General features: G+C 56.4%; 13 protein-coding genes and 1 tRNA gene. 8 read left to right on the top strand and 6 right to left on the bottom strand.

Going from position 1 to position 15,003, the window contains the following annotated elements; translation table 11 throughout:
• The first annotated feature begins 116 nt into the window (after positions 1 to 116).
• From NW837_RS01415 to NW837_RS01440, 6 genes are all read left to right on the top strand, one after another.
• Entirely contained in the window at positions 117 to 1,085 is a 969-nt protein-coding gene (locus tag NW837_RS01415) for an isopenicillin N synthase family dioxygenase (RefSeq protein WP_414328943.1), read from the top strand.
• A gap of 18 nt (positions 1,086 to 1,103) precedes the next feature.
• Complete coding sequence (locus tag NW837_RS01420) at positions 1,104 to 1,778, top strand: cysteine hydrolase family protein (protein WP_414328944.1); 675 nt, start codon at positions 1,104 to 1,106, stop codon at positions 1,776 to 1,778.
• Between the two features lie 35 nt (positions 1,779 to 1,813).
• Positions 1,814 to 4,021 carry a phosphoketolase gene (locus NW837_RS01425; protein WP_414328945.1) on the top strand — a complete coding sequence of 736 codons (2,208 nt, stop codon included), beginning with the start codon at positions 1,814 to 1,816 and terminating at the stop codon, positions 4,019 to 4,021.
• 46 nt (positions 4,022 to 4,067) lie between these two features.
• On the top strand, positions 4,068 to 5,393 hold the full coding sequence (locus NW837_RS01430) for an AAA family ATPase (protein WP_414328946.1): 1,326 nt from the start codon (positions 4,068 to 4,070) through the stop codon (positions 5,391 to 5,393).
• On the top strand, positions 5,371 to 6,036 hold the full coding sequence (locus tag NW837_RS01435; protein ID WP_414328947.1) for a Rho termination factor: 666 nt from the start codon (positions 5,371 to 5,373) through the stop codon (positions 6,034 to 6,036). The genes NW837_RS01430 and NW837_RS01435 overlap by 23 nt, the downstream gene beginning before the upstream one ends.
• Positions 6,037 to 6,524: 488 nt before the next feature.
• Positions 6,525 to 6,968: a DUF29 domain-containing protein gene (locus tag NW837_RS01440; protein WP_414328948.1), complete on the top strand. Its 444-nt coding sequence runs from the start codon at positions 6,525 to 6,527 to the stop codon at positions 6,966 to 6,968.
• Positions 6,969 to 7,091: 123 nt separating this feature from the next.
• Here the strand turns inward: NW837_RS01440 and NW837_RS01445 are convergent, their stop codons facing one another.
• The 5 genes from NW837_RS01445 to NW837_RS01465 form a co-directional block, all read right to left on the bottom strand.
• Complete coding sequence (locus NW837_RS01445) at positions 7,092 to 8,021, bottom strand: restriction endonuclease (RefSeq protein ID WP_414328949.1); 930 nt, start codon at positions 8,019 to 8,021, stop codon at positions 7,092 to 7,094.
• A gap of 133 nt (positions 8,022 to 8,154) precedes the next feature.
• Positions 8,155 to 8,226, bottom strand: a tRNA-Met gene (locus NW837_RS01450).
• A 99-nt stretch (positions 8,227 to 8,325) separates the two neighbouring features.
• Positions 8,326 to 9,786, bottom strand: coding sequence for a DASH family cryptochrome (locus NW837_RS01455; RefSeq protein WP_414328950.1), 1,461 nt, complete (start codon positions 9,784 to 9,786; stop codon positions 8,326 to 8,328).
• A 12-nt stretch (positions 9,787 to 9,798) separates the two neighbouring features.
• Positions 9,799 to 10,128: an HU family DNA-binding protein gene (locus NW837_RS01460; protein WP_238376891.1), complete on the bottom strand. Its 330-nt coding sequence runs from the start codon at positions 10,126 to 10,128 to the stop codon at positions 9,799 to 9,801.
• Between the two features lie 37 nt (positions 10,129 to 10,165).
• Positions 10,166 to 10,363 carry a cytochrome b6f subunit family protein gene (locus tag NW837_RS01465; protein WP_041436278.1) on the bottom strand — a complete coding sequence of 66 codons (198 nt, stop codon included), beginning with the start codon at positions 10,361 to 10,363 and terminating at the stop codon, positions 10,166 to 10,168.
• A 141-nt stretch (positions 10,364 to 10,504) separates the two neighbouring features.
• On the opposite strand from NW837_RS01465, the gene NW837_RS01470 reads away from it, so the two are divergent.
• Positions 10,505 to 10,948, top strand: coding sequence for an ATP-binding protein (locus tag NW837_RS01470; protein WP_414328951.1), 444 nt, complete (start codon positions 10,505 to 10,507; stop codon positions 10,946 to 10,948).
• 3 nt (positions 10,949 to 10,951) lie between these two features.
• Here the strand turns inward: NW837_RS01470 and NW837_RS01475 are convergent, their stop codons facing one another.
• Complete coding sequence (locus NW837_RS01475) at positions 10,952 to 12,760, bottom strand: DUF3352 domain-containing protein (RefSeq protein ID WP_414328952.1); 1,809 nt, start codon at positions 12,758 to 12,760, stop codon at positions 10,952 to 10,954.
• Between the two features lie 298 nt (positions 12,761 to 13,058).
• Here NW837_RS01475 and uvrB point away from each other — a divergent pair.
• On the top strand, positions 13,059 to 15,003 hold a 1,945-nt coding region (uvrB, locus tag NW837_RS01480; RefSeq protein ID WP_414328953.1), incomplete at its 3' end, for an excinuclease ABC subunit UvrB.

Here is a 15,003-nt window from a genome sequence, read left to right on the forward strand (position 1 = left end):
GAACAGATCATCTTCGGTTCAAACCTCTCCCCTTGTCCCCCTAGGAAGGATAGCATAGGACACCAAGCCCGCTGCCTAGAAATAGCGTTGACTCTTCGCCGGAGACGACTTTTGCCGTGGTAACCACTCCCCAACGCCAGACTCTGCCGGTTGTCGATTTTGCCGCCTTTCAAAACGGAACGTCAGGTGAGCGGGAGCAGTTTGTCCGCCAGGTGGGGGAAGCGCTGCAACAGATTGGCTTTTTTGCCTTGGTCAACCATGGCCTATCGCCGGAATTGATCCGGGAAGCCTATGAGGTGGCAGAAGCGGTTTTTCTTTTGCCAGAGCCAACCAAGAGAGCCTATGAGGATCCGGCGCTGCTGGGGCAACGAGGGTACACCCCCTTTGGCAAAGAACATGCCAAAAATCACCCCTACCCTGACATGAAAGAGTTTTGGCACATCGGGCGCGAAGGGGATCCCCACCTTCCTGCCAACATCTGGCCTCGGGAGGTGCCCCAATTTCGCAGGGTGATGGTAGAGCTGTTCGCCCAACTGGAAACCTGTGCCCAGGGACTGTTGCAAGCAATCTCTCTGTATCTGGGGGAGCCTGCCGAATACCTGCCCAAAGCGGCGGAAGGAGGAGCCAATCTCTTGCGGGTGATTCACTATCCGCCCCTTCCCGCTGAAGCCCCTCCCCAGAGTTTACGAGCTGCAGCCCATGAAGACATCAACTTGATCACGCTCTTGTGTGAAGCCACCGCGCCAGGGCTAGAACTTCTGCAACGAGATGGATCTTGGCTGCCCATTTCGGCTCTGCCCGGTCAGATCATTGTCGATGCCGGGGATATGCTGCAAAACCTCACCAATGGCCTGCTGCGCAGCACCACCCATCGGGTGACCAACCCCGACAACCCTCAAGAATGCCGCTTTTCCATTCCCTTCTTTGTGCATCCGCGGCCAGAGGTGGATCTCACGCCCTTGCCGACTTGTGTGGCCCGCACCGGCGGGATCCCTCGGTTCCCTTCCCTGACTGCCGGAGAATACTTGGCCCAGCGGTTGAGGGAAATCGGCCTGGCCGAGGCAGGATCCCCGCCCCAGCATTGATCCCAACTGTGGGTCTCTATGGTTCGGATCCCGGCCTTGCCCTACGAGTATGAAGTTCCCAGCCTGTCTCAGTTGGCCCTGGTGATCATCGATATGCAGCGAGATTTCCTGGAGCCGGGCGGCTTTGGGGAAATGTTGGGCAACGATGTCACCCAACTGGGATCCATTGTGCCCACCCTGGAGGAACTGCTGGACTTCTGTCGTCAGAAGGGCCTAACCATCATCCACACCCTGGAGGGTCACCAGCCAGATCTCTCCGATTGCCCGCCCAGCGAGCGTAAACGCGGCAAGGGATCCCTGACCATTGGGGATGAAGGCCCTATGGGGCGGATTTTGATTCGGGGAGAGCCGGGCAACGCCATCATCCCTGAGCTTGCCCCGATTGCGGGAGAGATCGTCATTCCCAAACCCGGCAAGGGGGCTTTCTACGCCACCGAGCTGCAAGCAATCTTGCAAAAGCGCGGCATCACCCACCTGCTGTTCACCGGGGTAACCACAGAAGTCTGCGTGCAAACCACAATGCGCGAGGCCAATGACCGCGGCTATGAGTGCCTGCTGGTGGAAGATTGCACCGCCAGCTACTTCCCAGAGTTCAAGCAAGCCACCCTGGAGATGATCCGGGCGCAAGGGGGCATCATCGGCTGGACGAGTTCTGCTCAGAACATCCAAAAAGCGTTATCGGGTTTACAGTGAGGGATGAATAACCCAACAAGCGTGAGGCTGAACCGATGACACTGGCTCAGGAGGCAACTGCCCAAGTCCCCGCCTTTTGCGAAGGGATCCAGTACTTCGGGGATCCTTGGCCAGAATTCGACCGCCTGGGCCAGGCCCCTGCAGTGGATGCCGGCACCGGGAAACTGAGGGATCCCGGCAGTCGCATGGCCGCCTACCAAACCTTGCTCTATGCCGATGCCTTGCGCTACCTCACCCTGCAAATGACCGCCAGCAAAGCCTCAGGCCACCCAGGGGGATTTGCCAGCCAAGCAGAAGCCTATGCCGCTCTGGTGTACCTGGGCCAGAAGAACATCCCCACCGAAGTCGGGCACCACGCGCCGGGCTTTTACGCGGCCATGTTTTTGGATGGATCCCTGGCCGAGATGGGCATCCACACCGTCTCCGACCTACGGGCCCGTTTTCGAGAACGGGAAGGGCTGTTGGGTCACCTATCCGGCTACATTCCCGGGCTGCTGGCACCGGCTGGGCCGCTGGGGCAGGGGCAGCACTTTGCCATGGCGGGGGCATTACTCTACCCGGATCGCCTCTTCCCGGTCACGATTGGGGATGGCGGCCTGGGAGAGCCCTATGTGATGAGCTCCATGATTCACTTCCACACGGCTTTCCCGCAGCGCACCAACTTCCTGCCGGTGCTGGTCTGGAACGGCTACAGCCAAGAGCACCACAGCATGATCTCCACCGCCAGCAACGCCCAGATGATCGAGTATTGGCGGGGCAACGGCTTTGAGAAAGTGATTCTGGTGGACGCCAAAGACTTCGACGATGCCCAACAGCCTGGCCCTTACGTCGACAGCACTCAGTTTTCCCTAGAAGCCCGCCTTGCCTTTGCCCAAAGGGTGCTGATCGAAATGGAGCGAGCCATCCAATCAGCCCTGAGCGGACAATTAACGGTTTTCATCCTCAAGCAACTGAAGGGGGCTGGGGTACATGCCAAGGGATCCAAGTCCCACAACCTCTACGGCCACCACACTCTGGATCACCCGGACATTGTGGCGGCTCTGCGGGCGCGGGCCTTACATCCGGCAGCTTGGGCCCTGGTGCGACAAAACTGCCAACGGGCAGCCGGGGGGCCAGCCGCCAAGGTGGCGGTTACAGAGTTCGTTCGGCCTTTGCCGCCTTTGGGATCCCTGAACCTGACGGAGTTTCCCCTGGGGGACAAGCAGGTTTCTACCACTGCCATCGGATCCCTGGTGGTGCAGGTGGGGCAGAAGGATCCCGACTTTTTGGTGGCCAATGCCGACGGCAACGAAGCTTCCGGCATCGCCAATGTGAACCAAGGTCTCAAGGTGATTCACCCCACGGTGGATCCCTTATACAACCAACAGCCCCAAGGCCAGGTCTACGAACCCCTGAGCGAAGATGCCTGCGCAGGACTGACGGCGGGCCTAGCCCTCTTCGGCGGGCGCTCCCTGTGGTGCTCCTACGAGTCCTTTGCCGTCAACGGCCTACCCATCTGGCAGACGGTAACCCAAGCCATGGCGGAGCTGCGCCGGCCCACCCCCTCGGCCATTGCCCTCTTCACTGCCGGCGCTTTGGAACAGGGGCGCAACGGCTGGACCCACCAACGCCCGGAAATTGAGGCCTACCTGGCGGCCATGATGCGCAACGGCAACATCTTTCCCCTCTTCCCGCCCGATGCCAACTGTGCCCAAGCTGCCTACGAATGGGCCTTATCCACCTGCAACAAAGGGATCCCTATCATCGCCAGCAAAACTCCCCTGCCCATCCGCACCACCCTCGAACAAGCTCGCCAAGCAGTAGAGCAAGGCTGCACCGTCCTTCAGGAGTTTCCCGGATCCCGCACCGTGGTCTTTGCCGTGGTGGGGGATATGATTCTCCTGCCCGTGTTCGAGGCGGCTGAACAGCTCCAAGCCCAAGGGATCGGCTGCAAAATCGTCTCGGTGATTAACCCCCGCCGTCTGTATCGCCCCGGCGACGTGGCTTGGTCCACCTGTGCCCAGCCAGATGGGGAATTCATGTCCGACCAAGAATTTGCCGCTTGGTTTGCCGGCGAGGCCCTCATCGGCGTAACAGGCGGATCTAGCCTGATGCTCGAACCCTTGATGTTGCGCTATGCCGGCCCGCGGGATTTCTTCGCTTGGAAACGCGGCGAAACCACCGCCACCCCCGCCGAATTGATGGACTACAACGGCCTGACAGCTCAGGCACTGTCAGAACGAGCCAAGCAACTGCTATGCTGAGGGCGAGCTTTTAGCTTGGTTAGCATTGTCCACCTTATTTTTTCCTATGACTGCGGCTAGATATCTCCGAGAGAAGCTTGAGAGGATGTCTCCCACCGAGAGGGTAGAGCGAGTTGTTGTCCAACACTTTGCTTCTCCTCTCCTGCAGGCGCTTGGCTTTGACGAGTCGGAAATTAGAGAAGAATTCGAGACAGGTTGCGGCCAGGTCGATCTCGCAGCAAGAAAGAACGGAGATCCTGAAGATACTTTCTTTAGATCCCCGAAGAATCCCTACTTGCTTTTGGAGGCAAAATCTAGAGCAGTTAATCTCAGAGAAGGATCTTGCTATAGAGATGTAGTTTGTCAGATAGAAAGTTACTTGCTTGCCAAGAACTGCAAATCTGCAAAATGGGGAATTATCACCAATGCAAATAACATCCAGCTTTGGAGGAAGCACGGAAAAGTCGTTCACCCCGCTACAGCAAACCTTGATATTAGCTCAGATAACATTGAGAGCATAGTGCGTAACTTGCGAGACAAGATAGAAAACTATGAGCGCGCTCTGACTGTATGCGTGTATAACAATAAAGGGGGCGTAGGCAAAACAACGACGATCATTAACCTTGCGGCAACACTAGCAACCAAGAAAAAAAAGGTCTTAGTTGTTGACTTTGATTCTCAGGGTGATCTGACAAGAAGTTTGGAAGCCACTCCTGGAAAAATTACACTGACGCAATGTTTAAAGGATCCCAAAATAGACGTCCATGCCATTGTCCAAACATATAAACTCAAGGGATTTTCCATCTTCGACATTATCCCAAGAGACCCTGAACTAGAGACGTTGACTGATAGCCGGGCAGTAGCATATATCCCAAAGGGAACTCGGCGCCTTCGAGATCTGATTGCTCCTCTTCGCAATGAGTATGACTACATCCTAATCGACTGCCCAACTCAATGGCTTTACTTCAGCCAAAGTGGTGTTTTTGCTGCCGATGTTATTTTGATACCTACCCGCCCCGACGATCTGTCTTCCCTGAATAATGCTGCTAGAGTAATCACCAGCTTTGTTCCAGAAACTGCTAAGTCACGACAGGATGGCGGCCCCAGGACTTTGCCTATCTTTTTCAATGGCGTCTCTTCGAGAAGTGAATACACTATTAGACTAGCTCACGAAGAGATACAGAAGCTTATCAACCAGGAGAAAAGTGTAGATCTACTTCCATATTTCTGGCCACATTTTAAGAGAGGTAATGAAAACAAAAGCATTTTTAGGATACCTGACTATGCAGTGATATCCTCTGCAAAGTTTGAACGAAGGCCTGCCGTCTTTAGCGACAGGAGAGTTTTAGAATACTACCAGAGTCTTGCCCGTGAGTACTTTATCGATGAGTGAGTTTTCAGATCTAGGTAGGTTGGTTAACTTACCCCTTGAGAGCATTACGCCCGCCGATGGGTTTTCTGCTCCCTCCTTCCTTGTTGCCGCAGCCGCAGATCAGCTAAGGGCGACAGGAGGACACAACTGGGTTCCTCTGCTGGTGGTCGAGGCTGGCGACTATCAGTACAAGGCCATTGGTAACCATTTTGTCTATGCAGTTGCTCAAGAAGCGGGACTGGAAAGGCTATGGTGTATCGTTGTCGATCCTGATCCAGAGCAGGTTAAGCAGGCCCAGATTCTCGCCAAAGAAATTGTTCCGAAGGTAAATTTGACCAATACATCGAGAGAGACTATCTTGGCTGCGCTAAGATACCTAGCCGAGCAACCCAGCAGTCCCCTCAAGGGAGTCGATGTAACCATTGCAGCTGCCCGGATTGCAGAGGCGGATAGAAGTTGGTGGCAGGACTTAACCCCCATAACCAAGCTTGGGTGCAAAATTACGCGAGGCAAAAAACTGGATGCCCTATCGGAAGTATTTTTCGTAACTCCTACAGCGTTGCCCCCTACTCTGAAGAAATCATCCAAGAGATCTGCGGCATCCGCTGGCGCGAAGAAAGCGACCTCAACTCGCTCCCGGAAAAAAACAGAGGGAGAGAGCTGAAAGGGATCCCTTCAAAAACATATTCTCCTCTCCACATCACCGAGGCCCGACTCCGCTTGCTGTGGGATGCCTGCCTCAAGCCTCCCTTTGAATGGCTACTGCCACCCAAACAGCCTTGGCCGCTCTCAACAACAGCCTCCATGGCAGGTATGCTCTGCTTACCTAGGACGACCGGATCCATCTGGAGCTCATGCACAGGATGATCACCAGCATCTTGGAGATCGACCTGACCCAAACCGTCCGGTATTATCTTGACCACAGGGATCCCCCCCTTATCGCCTGGATCCTGGGCCGTGATCAAGCGCTCCAGACCTGTTGAAACCTCATATTGTTCAGGGTCAGGCCCCATTGGGATCCAACGCTGCCACAGATCCGAGGCTTTGTAGCTACAGAGTTTGAGGACTCGATAAACTTATGAGGTCGAAGCTCAACGGCTGGAACCGGTAGGATTGACTTATCTTTGGCCGGTGTCCTGTTAGGAATGGATCATGGCGCTTTACGACTGCGACTTTTATGCCTGGACGCAAGAGCAAGCCGCACTGCTGAGATCGGGGCAATGGGATCGATTGGATATTCCCAACTTGGTGGAGGAGATTGAGGCTTTGGGCAGGCAAGAACGCCGCGAATTGGTGAATCGGCTAGGGATCCTGGTGGGCCATTTGCTAAAGTGGCAGTTTCAGCCTCAACAACGAAGCAAAAGTTGGACAGCCACAATCATCGAACAGCGGCAAGAGGTGCAGGAGTTAATTGCGGATAATCCCAGCCTTAAGTCTTATCTGGTTGAAGCAATGAATAAAGCTTATCAAAAGAGCGTCCTGCTGGTGGTTAAAGAAACGCCTCTATCTCTGGACGATCTGCCTGCCCAGTGTCCCTACACGTTGGATCAGGTGATGGATCCCGACTTTTACCCCGAGCAGGAGAGCCCCCAGTGAGGATCTCGTCTTTCCCTCATGGCGTATCTCCCTCTTTCAGTTGGGCGTTTTCATAGTTAACATTCCACCTAGGCAAATGACAATTTCGCTGTGGCCAATTGACAGTCTGAGCTGATGCGGTTGTCAGATGCTCTCTTCAAAATAATCACTATCAATCTTCTTTACCGGATACAATGAAACTGTAGATACGCCAACGTCGTGCTCAATCATTAGATTTGTTAGTTGTTCGCCGTCAATCAAAACAATCTTACTGCCGATCTGCGAAACGTAGCTGCTAGCGTCTTCAGTAAACCTGGAGGTAGTGATAAAAATACCCTTGTTTGCTCTTTGAGCCTGTAAAGCACCCACAAACTGCATGACATCAGGACGACCTACCGGATTGCTATCCCAACGCTTTGCCTGAATATACACAACATCAAGACCGAGTTTGTCCTCTTTGATGATCCCATCAATTCCACCGTCACCACTTCTACCAATTGCTTTGCCCGCATCTGCTCGTGAACCTCCATAGCCCATTTTGACCAGCAGTTCCACAACAACCTTTTCGAAGAAGGCGGGCGATACTTTCTTTAGCTTGGCAAGCAGTTCATCGGCCAGTTTGTCACGAAGATTTTCATACGCAGCTTCTAACTGCTCTAATGGTGTCGCTGCCGAAGTCTCTGATAAAGCTTTTTGTTTGCTTGCCTTGTTGCTGCTTCTTGTGCCTTTGGGCCCCTCAAATTCTCGGAACTCAGGATATTGCCTGAGTAACTCTACATTGATGGTTTTGGGCTGTTTTTCAAGAAGATCTCTTCCGCGGTCAGTAATTTGGTAGAATCCTCTGCGCGTTGTTTCCAGCAGCCCTGCCTTTTTCATATAAGTTGCAGCCCAGCCGACGCGATTGACAAAGGTTGGCTGTACACCGCTCGGCAGCATCTCCCTGAGATCGTCCTCTGTGAGGCCCAGTTCCTTTGCTAGAGCTTCAACAGCCTCGCTGGTTGATATTTCAGTGCCTTTGCGGGCTGCAAACTGAAGAAGTGGCAACATCAAGCTCTGATAATCGGGAACGGCCATTTGTAGAACCGATGTGAAGACAGGGATCCCAAACCGAAGTAGGTTCCACCCATAACTTTACGCCAACCCTCTGCTGCAAGCCAGTTAGGGTATCCGCCAGGCCGGGAAGCCTCTGAAAAAAGTTTGACGTGGATGGCTCAGGCGTGATTTGAACACGCGACCAAGGGCTTATGAGTCCCCTGCTCTACCGCTGAGCTACTGAGCCAGGACAGCGCTTAACTAGAATAGCACTCTTGGGCCGGAACTGCGCCTCAGAAAATCCCCTCAGCCCCCTCTCGGGAAGAAGCCCCAGACAAGGCAATGCCTATCGGCAGGCCAGGGCAGCTTCGTAAACCCGTCGGTTGGCCGCGAGAGACTTCTCCAAATCCACCAGTGGGCGAGGGTAGTCCACCCCCAATCGGACTCCAAATTGCTTCTGCTCGGCAGCAGTGAGGCGATAGGGCTCGTGGATTTTATCCCCCGGGATCCCGGCCAATTCCGGCAACCAGTGGCGCAGATAGTCTCCTTTGGGATCATACTCGCGAGATTGTTTGGGGATGTGGAAGTAGCGGAAGCCGCGGGCATCGTTCCCTACGCCGGCGGTGTAGTTCCAATTGCCGTAGTTGCTGGCCACGTCGTAGTCGATGAGCAGCGACTCAAACCACTCAGCGCCCATGCGCCAGTCGATGCCCAGGTTTTTTGTCAAAAAGCTGGCCACATTCTGCCGTCCCCGGTTGGACATAAATCCGGTAGCCGCCAGCTCCCGCATGTTGGCATCCACCAAGGGGTAGCCCGTCTCACCCCGACACCAAGCCTGAAAGCGCGGCCAATCCTGCTGCCAAGGGATGGGGATCCCTTGGATCCCAGAAGGACGGAACAGTTTGGCGCCGTGCTTGGCCAAGATAAACCGAAAATAATCCCGCCACAGCAGCTCAAACACCAGCCAGTAGGTGGACTCATTGCGCACCCGCTCCTGCTCGTAACGCTTGACCTCGGCATAGACGGTGCGAGGGGAGATGCAGCCCAGGGCCAACCAAGCAGAAAGCCGGGAGCTATCGTCGGGATCCAACATGCCGTTGCGGGTTTCTTTGTAGATGCGCAGCCGATCCAGATCCCAAAAGTAGGTTTGCAGGCGGGCATGGGCAGCAGTGCTGCCGCCAAGGTAGGTGAAGCGGGCCCGTGGATCCCTAGCAGGTGAAGATAGCCCCAGCGAGGCCAGGGTGGGCAGAGGGCCGGGATCCAAACCCGATGGCAGGGGGGGGATCGAGGGAATGGGCAAGGGATCCCGGATGGGGGTGCTCCCCTCGACTTGCTTTCGAAAGCGGGTGAACAGCTCCGGCAGTTGCGAGAGACAAAAGGGGAGATCCTCAGGGTGATAGAGGGTATGGCCCCAATCAACCTGCAGCCGGATCCCCAGAGACCGCAAAGCCCGCTCAACCGCTGCCGCCACCTCCTTCTCCTCGGTGCCCACCTCTTCATGGGCGTAGACCGCCTTGACTCCCCACTCCTGTGCCAAGGTGGGGATCACGTGTTCCGGCTGTCCCTGGCGGATCACCAAATCCGAGCCGCGCGACCGCAACTGCTGCCGCAGATCTGCCAAACTCTCCAGCAAAAACTGACCGCGGAAAGGGCCGGTTCTGGGGCGGAGCCCAAGGGAAGTCTCGCCGAACTGGCGGGGATCCAAGCAATACAAGGGGATCAAAGGGGATCCCTGTTGGCAGGCCCGCGTCAGCGGCTGGTGATCCAGCAGGCGCAAGTCGGTGCGAAACCACAGCAGGACGGTCATTCTGCAGCTACCCTACACGGATCCCGCGGACTCAGACTTGGACACCCGAACCCCAGCTGGACGCCCCAGCTCAGGGCTGGGAACAAAATGAGGCACATCGGCAGCCGGGATGTGAACAGGGGCCTTGGTGCGCGGATGATAGGTTTGCCGGGCGGGACGATGGCGCAGCGAGAACGTGCCAAAGCGAGCCAGCCGCACGGATCCCCCCTGGGCCAGGCATTGGCTAATGCTGTCCAGCATAGCCTCCAGAGCAGCAGCAGCCATTTCCACGGTCAGGCCATCCACCTGCGCGGCCATCTGGCGGGCCAGCAAACGGCGAGTCAAATGAGGAGGAGAAGCCACCAACCGACCCTCTAGACAACAGAACACAGACAGGGGCTTAGAGCACCTCCAGTTCACTCTCGAAAAACCAATGTCGAGAGCGATCGGGAAACTCCAGAATGTAGCCGACACCGCTGCCATCGACCACACGCCGTGCCAGCACCACAGCCTCTTTGCCCACCAGAGCGCTGAGGTTTTCTTGTCCGCGATCCTGGACAGAGCGAACTTTGACCTTATTTCCAACCTTGATCGCCATAAAACCGCGAAGAGACTTACCACTCAAGATGGTACGGCAAAAGTCCCCTTGCCGAGCTCCTGCCGCACCTCTGCTGGGGTTGACCCCGATGGGATTGCTAGAATGGGGTCAGAGTGCCGTGCCCCAGGGAAGACTGCCTCCGTGATTGCCCTTTCCCTCAAACCCGCCCACTGCTCCTGGAGCGTTATCAGCTTTCCCTCCACCCTCTACACTCAGCCTGTCCTCGATCTCTTGATCTCAAAAGTCCCTCCTGCCTGGAGAGCGGAAATACGTTTGGGCCTACAGGAAGCAATCATCAATGCCGTCCGCCACGGCAACGGCCTCGACCCCAACAAGAAGGTGATCATCGAGTACGCCAGCTCGGAGCCCTTTTACCAATGGCTGGTGCGAGATCAAGGGCCCGGCTTTTGTCCCCAAGAGAAGCTCCACCGATGCCAACATAACATCTTGGAAACCGAAGAGTCGGGCCGAGGAATGCTGCTGCTCACCCAAATCTTCGACTTTGTGGAGTGGAATGAAATGGGCAACCAGGTCTATCTGGCCAAGTACATCCACCCCAACTGCCGGGATCCCTGGATAGTCTGACCCTCAATACCACTCCCAAAACAGCTTGCCCATTTGGGTAATCTGGCAGCCCCGATCGGGGTAGGGAGCTTCAGAAACCGCTAGGGCTGTGGTGGCGAAGGCAAAGCGCGTGGATGCCCAGCGGGATCCCTTAGCGCTCCGCGCCGCTGACGCGACCGGGTCGGGCAGCTCGCTTTCCAAGAGCAACCCCAGGGATCCATAGCCATAGCCCAAATTGCGGTGGGGCAGGGAAGCCACCAACTTGCGCCAGGCGCGATTTGCACTCAAGGGGGGATCCGCGAGGGCCGTCTCCAGAGCCCCCAAAGAAGAGGCCAGGTAGGAATAGCCTTTGCGATCGGCATGATACACCTGTGCCGGCAACGGGATCCCCGACGGCGACTGGGGAAGAGCTTCTGCCGCCGGCAACGGCAGGGATCCTCCCTTCCCGGTGACTTCCAGCCGCTCCCCTGCCAACACGGGGATCTCCGGTCGATGGGTGGAGCGGTGAGGACTCCGTCCCGCTGTCGCGACCGGCGGGGGTTCTGACGGCAAGGACTCCGTCTCCCCCGCAGGAGTGGTCGGTTGGGCCCAGGCGGTGGCGGTGCCACGCTTCGTTGCCAGAGAGATTACCTGCCAGCCTTGGGCGCGTGCCCGCTCATCCAAGTCGAAATAAGGACTCCGTCCCGCTGTCGCGACCGACTCATCCGGCAGCTTACCGACCCACAGCCAGGCTGGATCCCCGTCGCCGGGCAAAAGGGCAAAGGCAAACTCTCCCCGTTCCGGCAACAGACGCTGCCAGTCCAGCGCCACCTGAGATTGCAAGCGCTGCAGCCACTGGCCGGGATCCACCCGCAACCCCAGGGAATTTAGGGGCTGGATCTGCCCCAGGCTCTGCCAAACTGAGACCAGATTCTCTCCGGAAATCAGCGCCAAGGTTTTATCCGGCAGATGTTGAAGGATCTGCGGGCGAAAGGCTTCTGCCGCCGGCAAGGAGAAGCCAGCGGGCGCATGCCAGAGGGCAGCACTTTCGGCCACCAAGCCGCGGAAGTTTACCCCCAACCCCAGCCCTACCGCCTGCAACGTCAGCCCATCTGAAGAAACCGCCTCTGGATTTTGCCAGAAGGCCCAACCCACATGCGCCTCCCGCAAGGGCTGGATGACCTGCTGAAACAGAGGCTGAGCCACCAGAGACAACTGCGGCAACTGCCAAGCATCGATTGCAGCCCGAATGGCAGCAGACTGCTCCGCCAACAACACGTATTGCTCGCCGAAAACGGCTGCCGAGAACCCCCGCAGGCCCGGAATCGGGCTGGACACCACCTGAATGCCCTTGTAAGTGTCCACCTGCACCGGCCTCCCGGCCAAGCTCTGCCGTTCCCACAACAGGTTCAGCTCAAATTGAGAGAGCGCCGCATCCCGCGTTTCCAGGGCAACCAAGGTGCCCCACTCTGGCAAACTGGCCAAGAGGGTGCTCCTCCCCAGCCAGGGCCGCACCTCCCGCTCGAAATCAAGGGATCCCCCGCCCAGCATGGATCCCAGCCAGCCTGGGCCTTCAGGGGAGAAAAACTTTTGCCACTGCTGACGGGCAGCGCGTCGCTGGGGGGCAGGAGTTGCCGCTTGCCAAAACGCTTGCACCTCGTCCAGGGGAACAGCCAACACCAGCAGCGCTTGTGCGGAGCGAGGGGCCAAACCCACAATTGGCGGCAGCTCCGGGTGGGCCAGCAACAAAGCCACCGGACTGCGGGTGAGCAGCCATACGACAACCCACACCACCATGGCGGCCAGAAGACCAAGCCCAATCAGGATCCCGCGCAAGAGTTGCCGTCGTCCCATATCTCAATCTCTGCACCGAGGGAGACATGGCTCGGACACCCAGGCCCTACTGCTCTGCACTGCTGGCATGAACAGGCCTAGTGAAGAAGCGCTGCCCTCAGTCCTGCATGATAAAACCTTACCATGGAACAGAGGCTAACCCTGGTGTGCCAGCTGGAGCCCACCGCTGAGCAGGCGGCCAAGTTTAGAGGCACCCCACAAGCCTTTGTGATCCGCACCACCATTCCAAACCAACGTGCAGATCAGCCCTGCCTTGACCAGCCCGGCAGCTATCTAGGCCCATCCGAAAGTCAAACCCATGTCAGAGTTTCAACTGGTTTCTCCCTATCAACCCACCGGAGATCAACCTAAGGCAATTGCCGGCTTGGTGAAGTCGATTTCAGAAGGCCATCGTTTTCAAACCTTGCTGGGAGCAACCGGAACCGGCAAAACGTTTACCATCGCCCATACCATTCAGCAGGTGGGCAGGCCCACCTTAGTGATGGCCCACAATAAGACTTTGGCAGCACAACTGTGCAATGAGCTGCGGGAGCTTTTTCCTCACAATGCCGTTGAATACTTCATCAGCTATTACGACTACTATCAACCGGAAGCCTATGTTCCCAGCACCGATACATACATTGCCAAATCTTCTTCCATCAACGATGAAATCGATATGCTGCGGCACTCGGCTACCCGCTCCTTGTTTGAACGGCGGGATGTGATTGTGGTGGCCTCGGTGAGCTGCATCTATGGTCTGGGCATGCCAGAGGAGTACCTGAAGGCTTCCATCCCCTTCAAAGTCGGCCAGGAGATCAACCAACGGGATGTCTTGCGGGATCTGGCCAGCATCCAGTACGAGCGCAATGACCTGGAGCTGGTGCGGGGGCGATTTCGCCTCAAAGGGGATGTGCTGGAAATTGTGCCGGCCTATGAGGATCGGGTCATTCGCATCGAATTTTTTGGCGATGAGATCGAGGCCATTCGCTTAATTGATCCGGTTACAGGTGAGATTTTGAACAGCCTCAGCGCCCTCAGAGTTTATCCTGCTCGGCACTTTGTAACGCCGGAAGCACAATTGGAGCAGGCGATCCTCAATATCGAGCAAGAACTGGAAGAGCAACTGGCCCTCTTTCGCAAAGAAGGCAAGCTCCTGGAAGCCCAACGGCTGGAACAGCGCACCCGCTACGACCTAGAAATGCTGCGGGAGGTGGGCTATTGCAATGGGATCGAAAACTACTCTAGACATTTAACGGGACGCAAAGCAGGAGAGCCCCCCGCCTGCTTGGTGGATTATTTCAAGGCCAACGATTGGCTGCTGGTGGTGGATGAATCCCACGTGACCGTGCCCCAAATTCGCGGCATGTATAATGGCGACCGTGCCCGCAAGCAGGTGCTGGTGGATCACGGTTTTCGCCTGCCCAGCGCCCTCGACAATCGCCCCCTCAAAGCCGAAGAATTTTGGGCCAAGGTTCATCAGTGTATCTTTGTTTCGGCTACCCCCGGCAACTGGGAACTGGAGCAGAGCGAGGCCCAATTTGAAACCCGGGTGGAAGATGGCAAGACCTTGAAGTTTTATGTGCAGGGCAGCGGTCGGGTTATCGAACAGGTGATTCGGCCCACTGGGGTGGTGGATCCCGAGGTGCATGTGCGCCCTACGGCTGGGCAAGTGGACGATTTGCTGGGAGAAATTTACTTGCGATTGGAACGCTCTCGGCAGGGATCTGCCGAACGGGTGATCGTGACCACCCTCACCAAACGGATGGCAGAAGATCTCACAGAATATCTCCAGGAGCGAGGGATCCGAGTTCGCTATTTGCATTCCGAGATCAGCTCGATTGAGCGAATTGAAATCCTACAAGATTTTCGAGAAGGGGCCTTTGACGTGTTGGTAGGAGTTAACTTGCTGCGGGAAGGGTTAGACCTGCCGGAAGTCTCCTTGGTGGCCATTTTGGATGCCGACAAAGAAGGGTTTTTGCGAGCAGAGCGCTCCCTGATTCAGATGATTGGGAGGGCAGCACGAAATGTCCGCGGTATGGTGGTGATGTACGCCGACACCATGACCAGCAGCATGGCCCGGGCCATTGCCGAAACCCAGCGTCGCCGCGAAATTCAATTGCAATACAACCGCCAACACAACATCACGCCCAAGCCCATCGTCAAGAAAAACAGCAATGCCATCTTGTCTTTTTTGGCCATCTCCCGCAAACTCAGCAACCCAGATCTGGAAAAAGCCTTTCAAGCTGCGCAGGAGATTCCTCTCT

It is taken from the genome of Synechococcus sp. R6-10 (assembly GCF_047461815.1).
Lineage (GTDB): Bacteria > Cyanobacteriota > Cyanobacteriia > Thermostichales > Thermostichaceae > Thermostichus.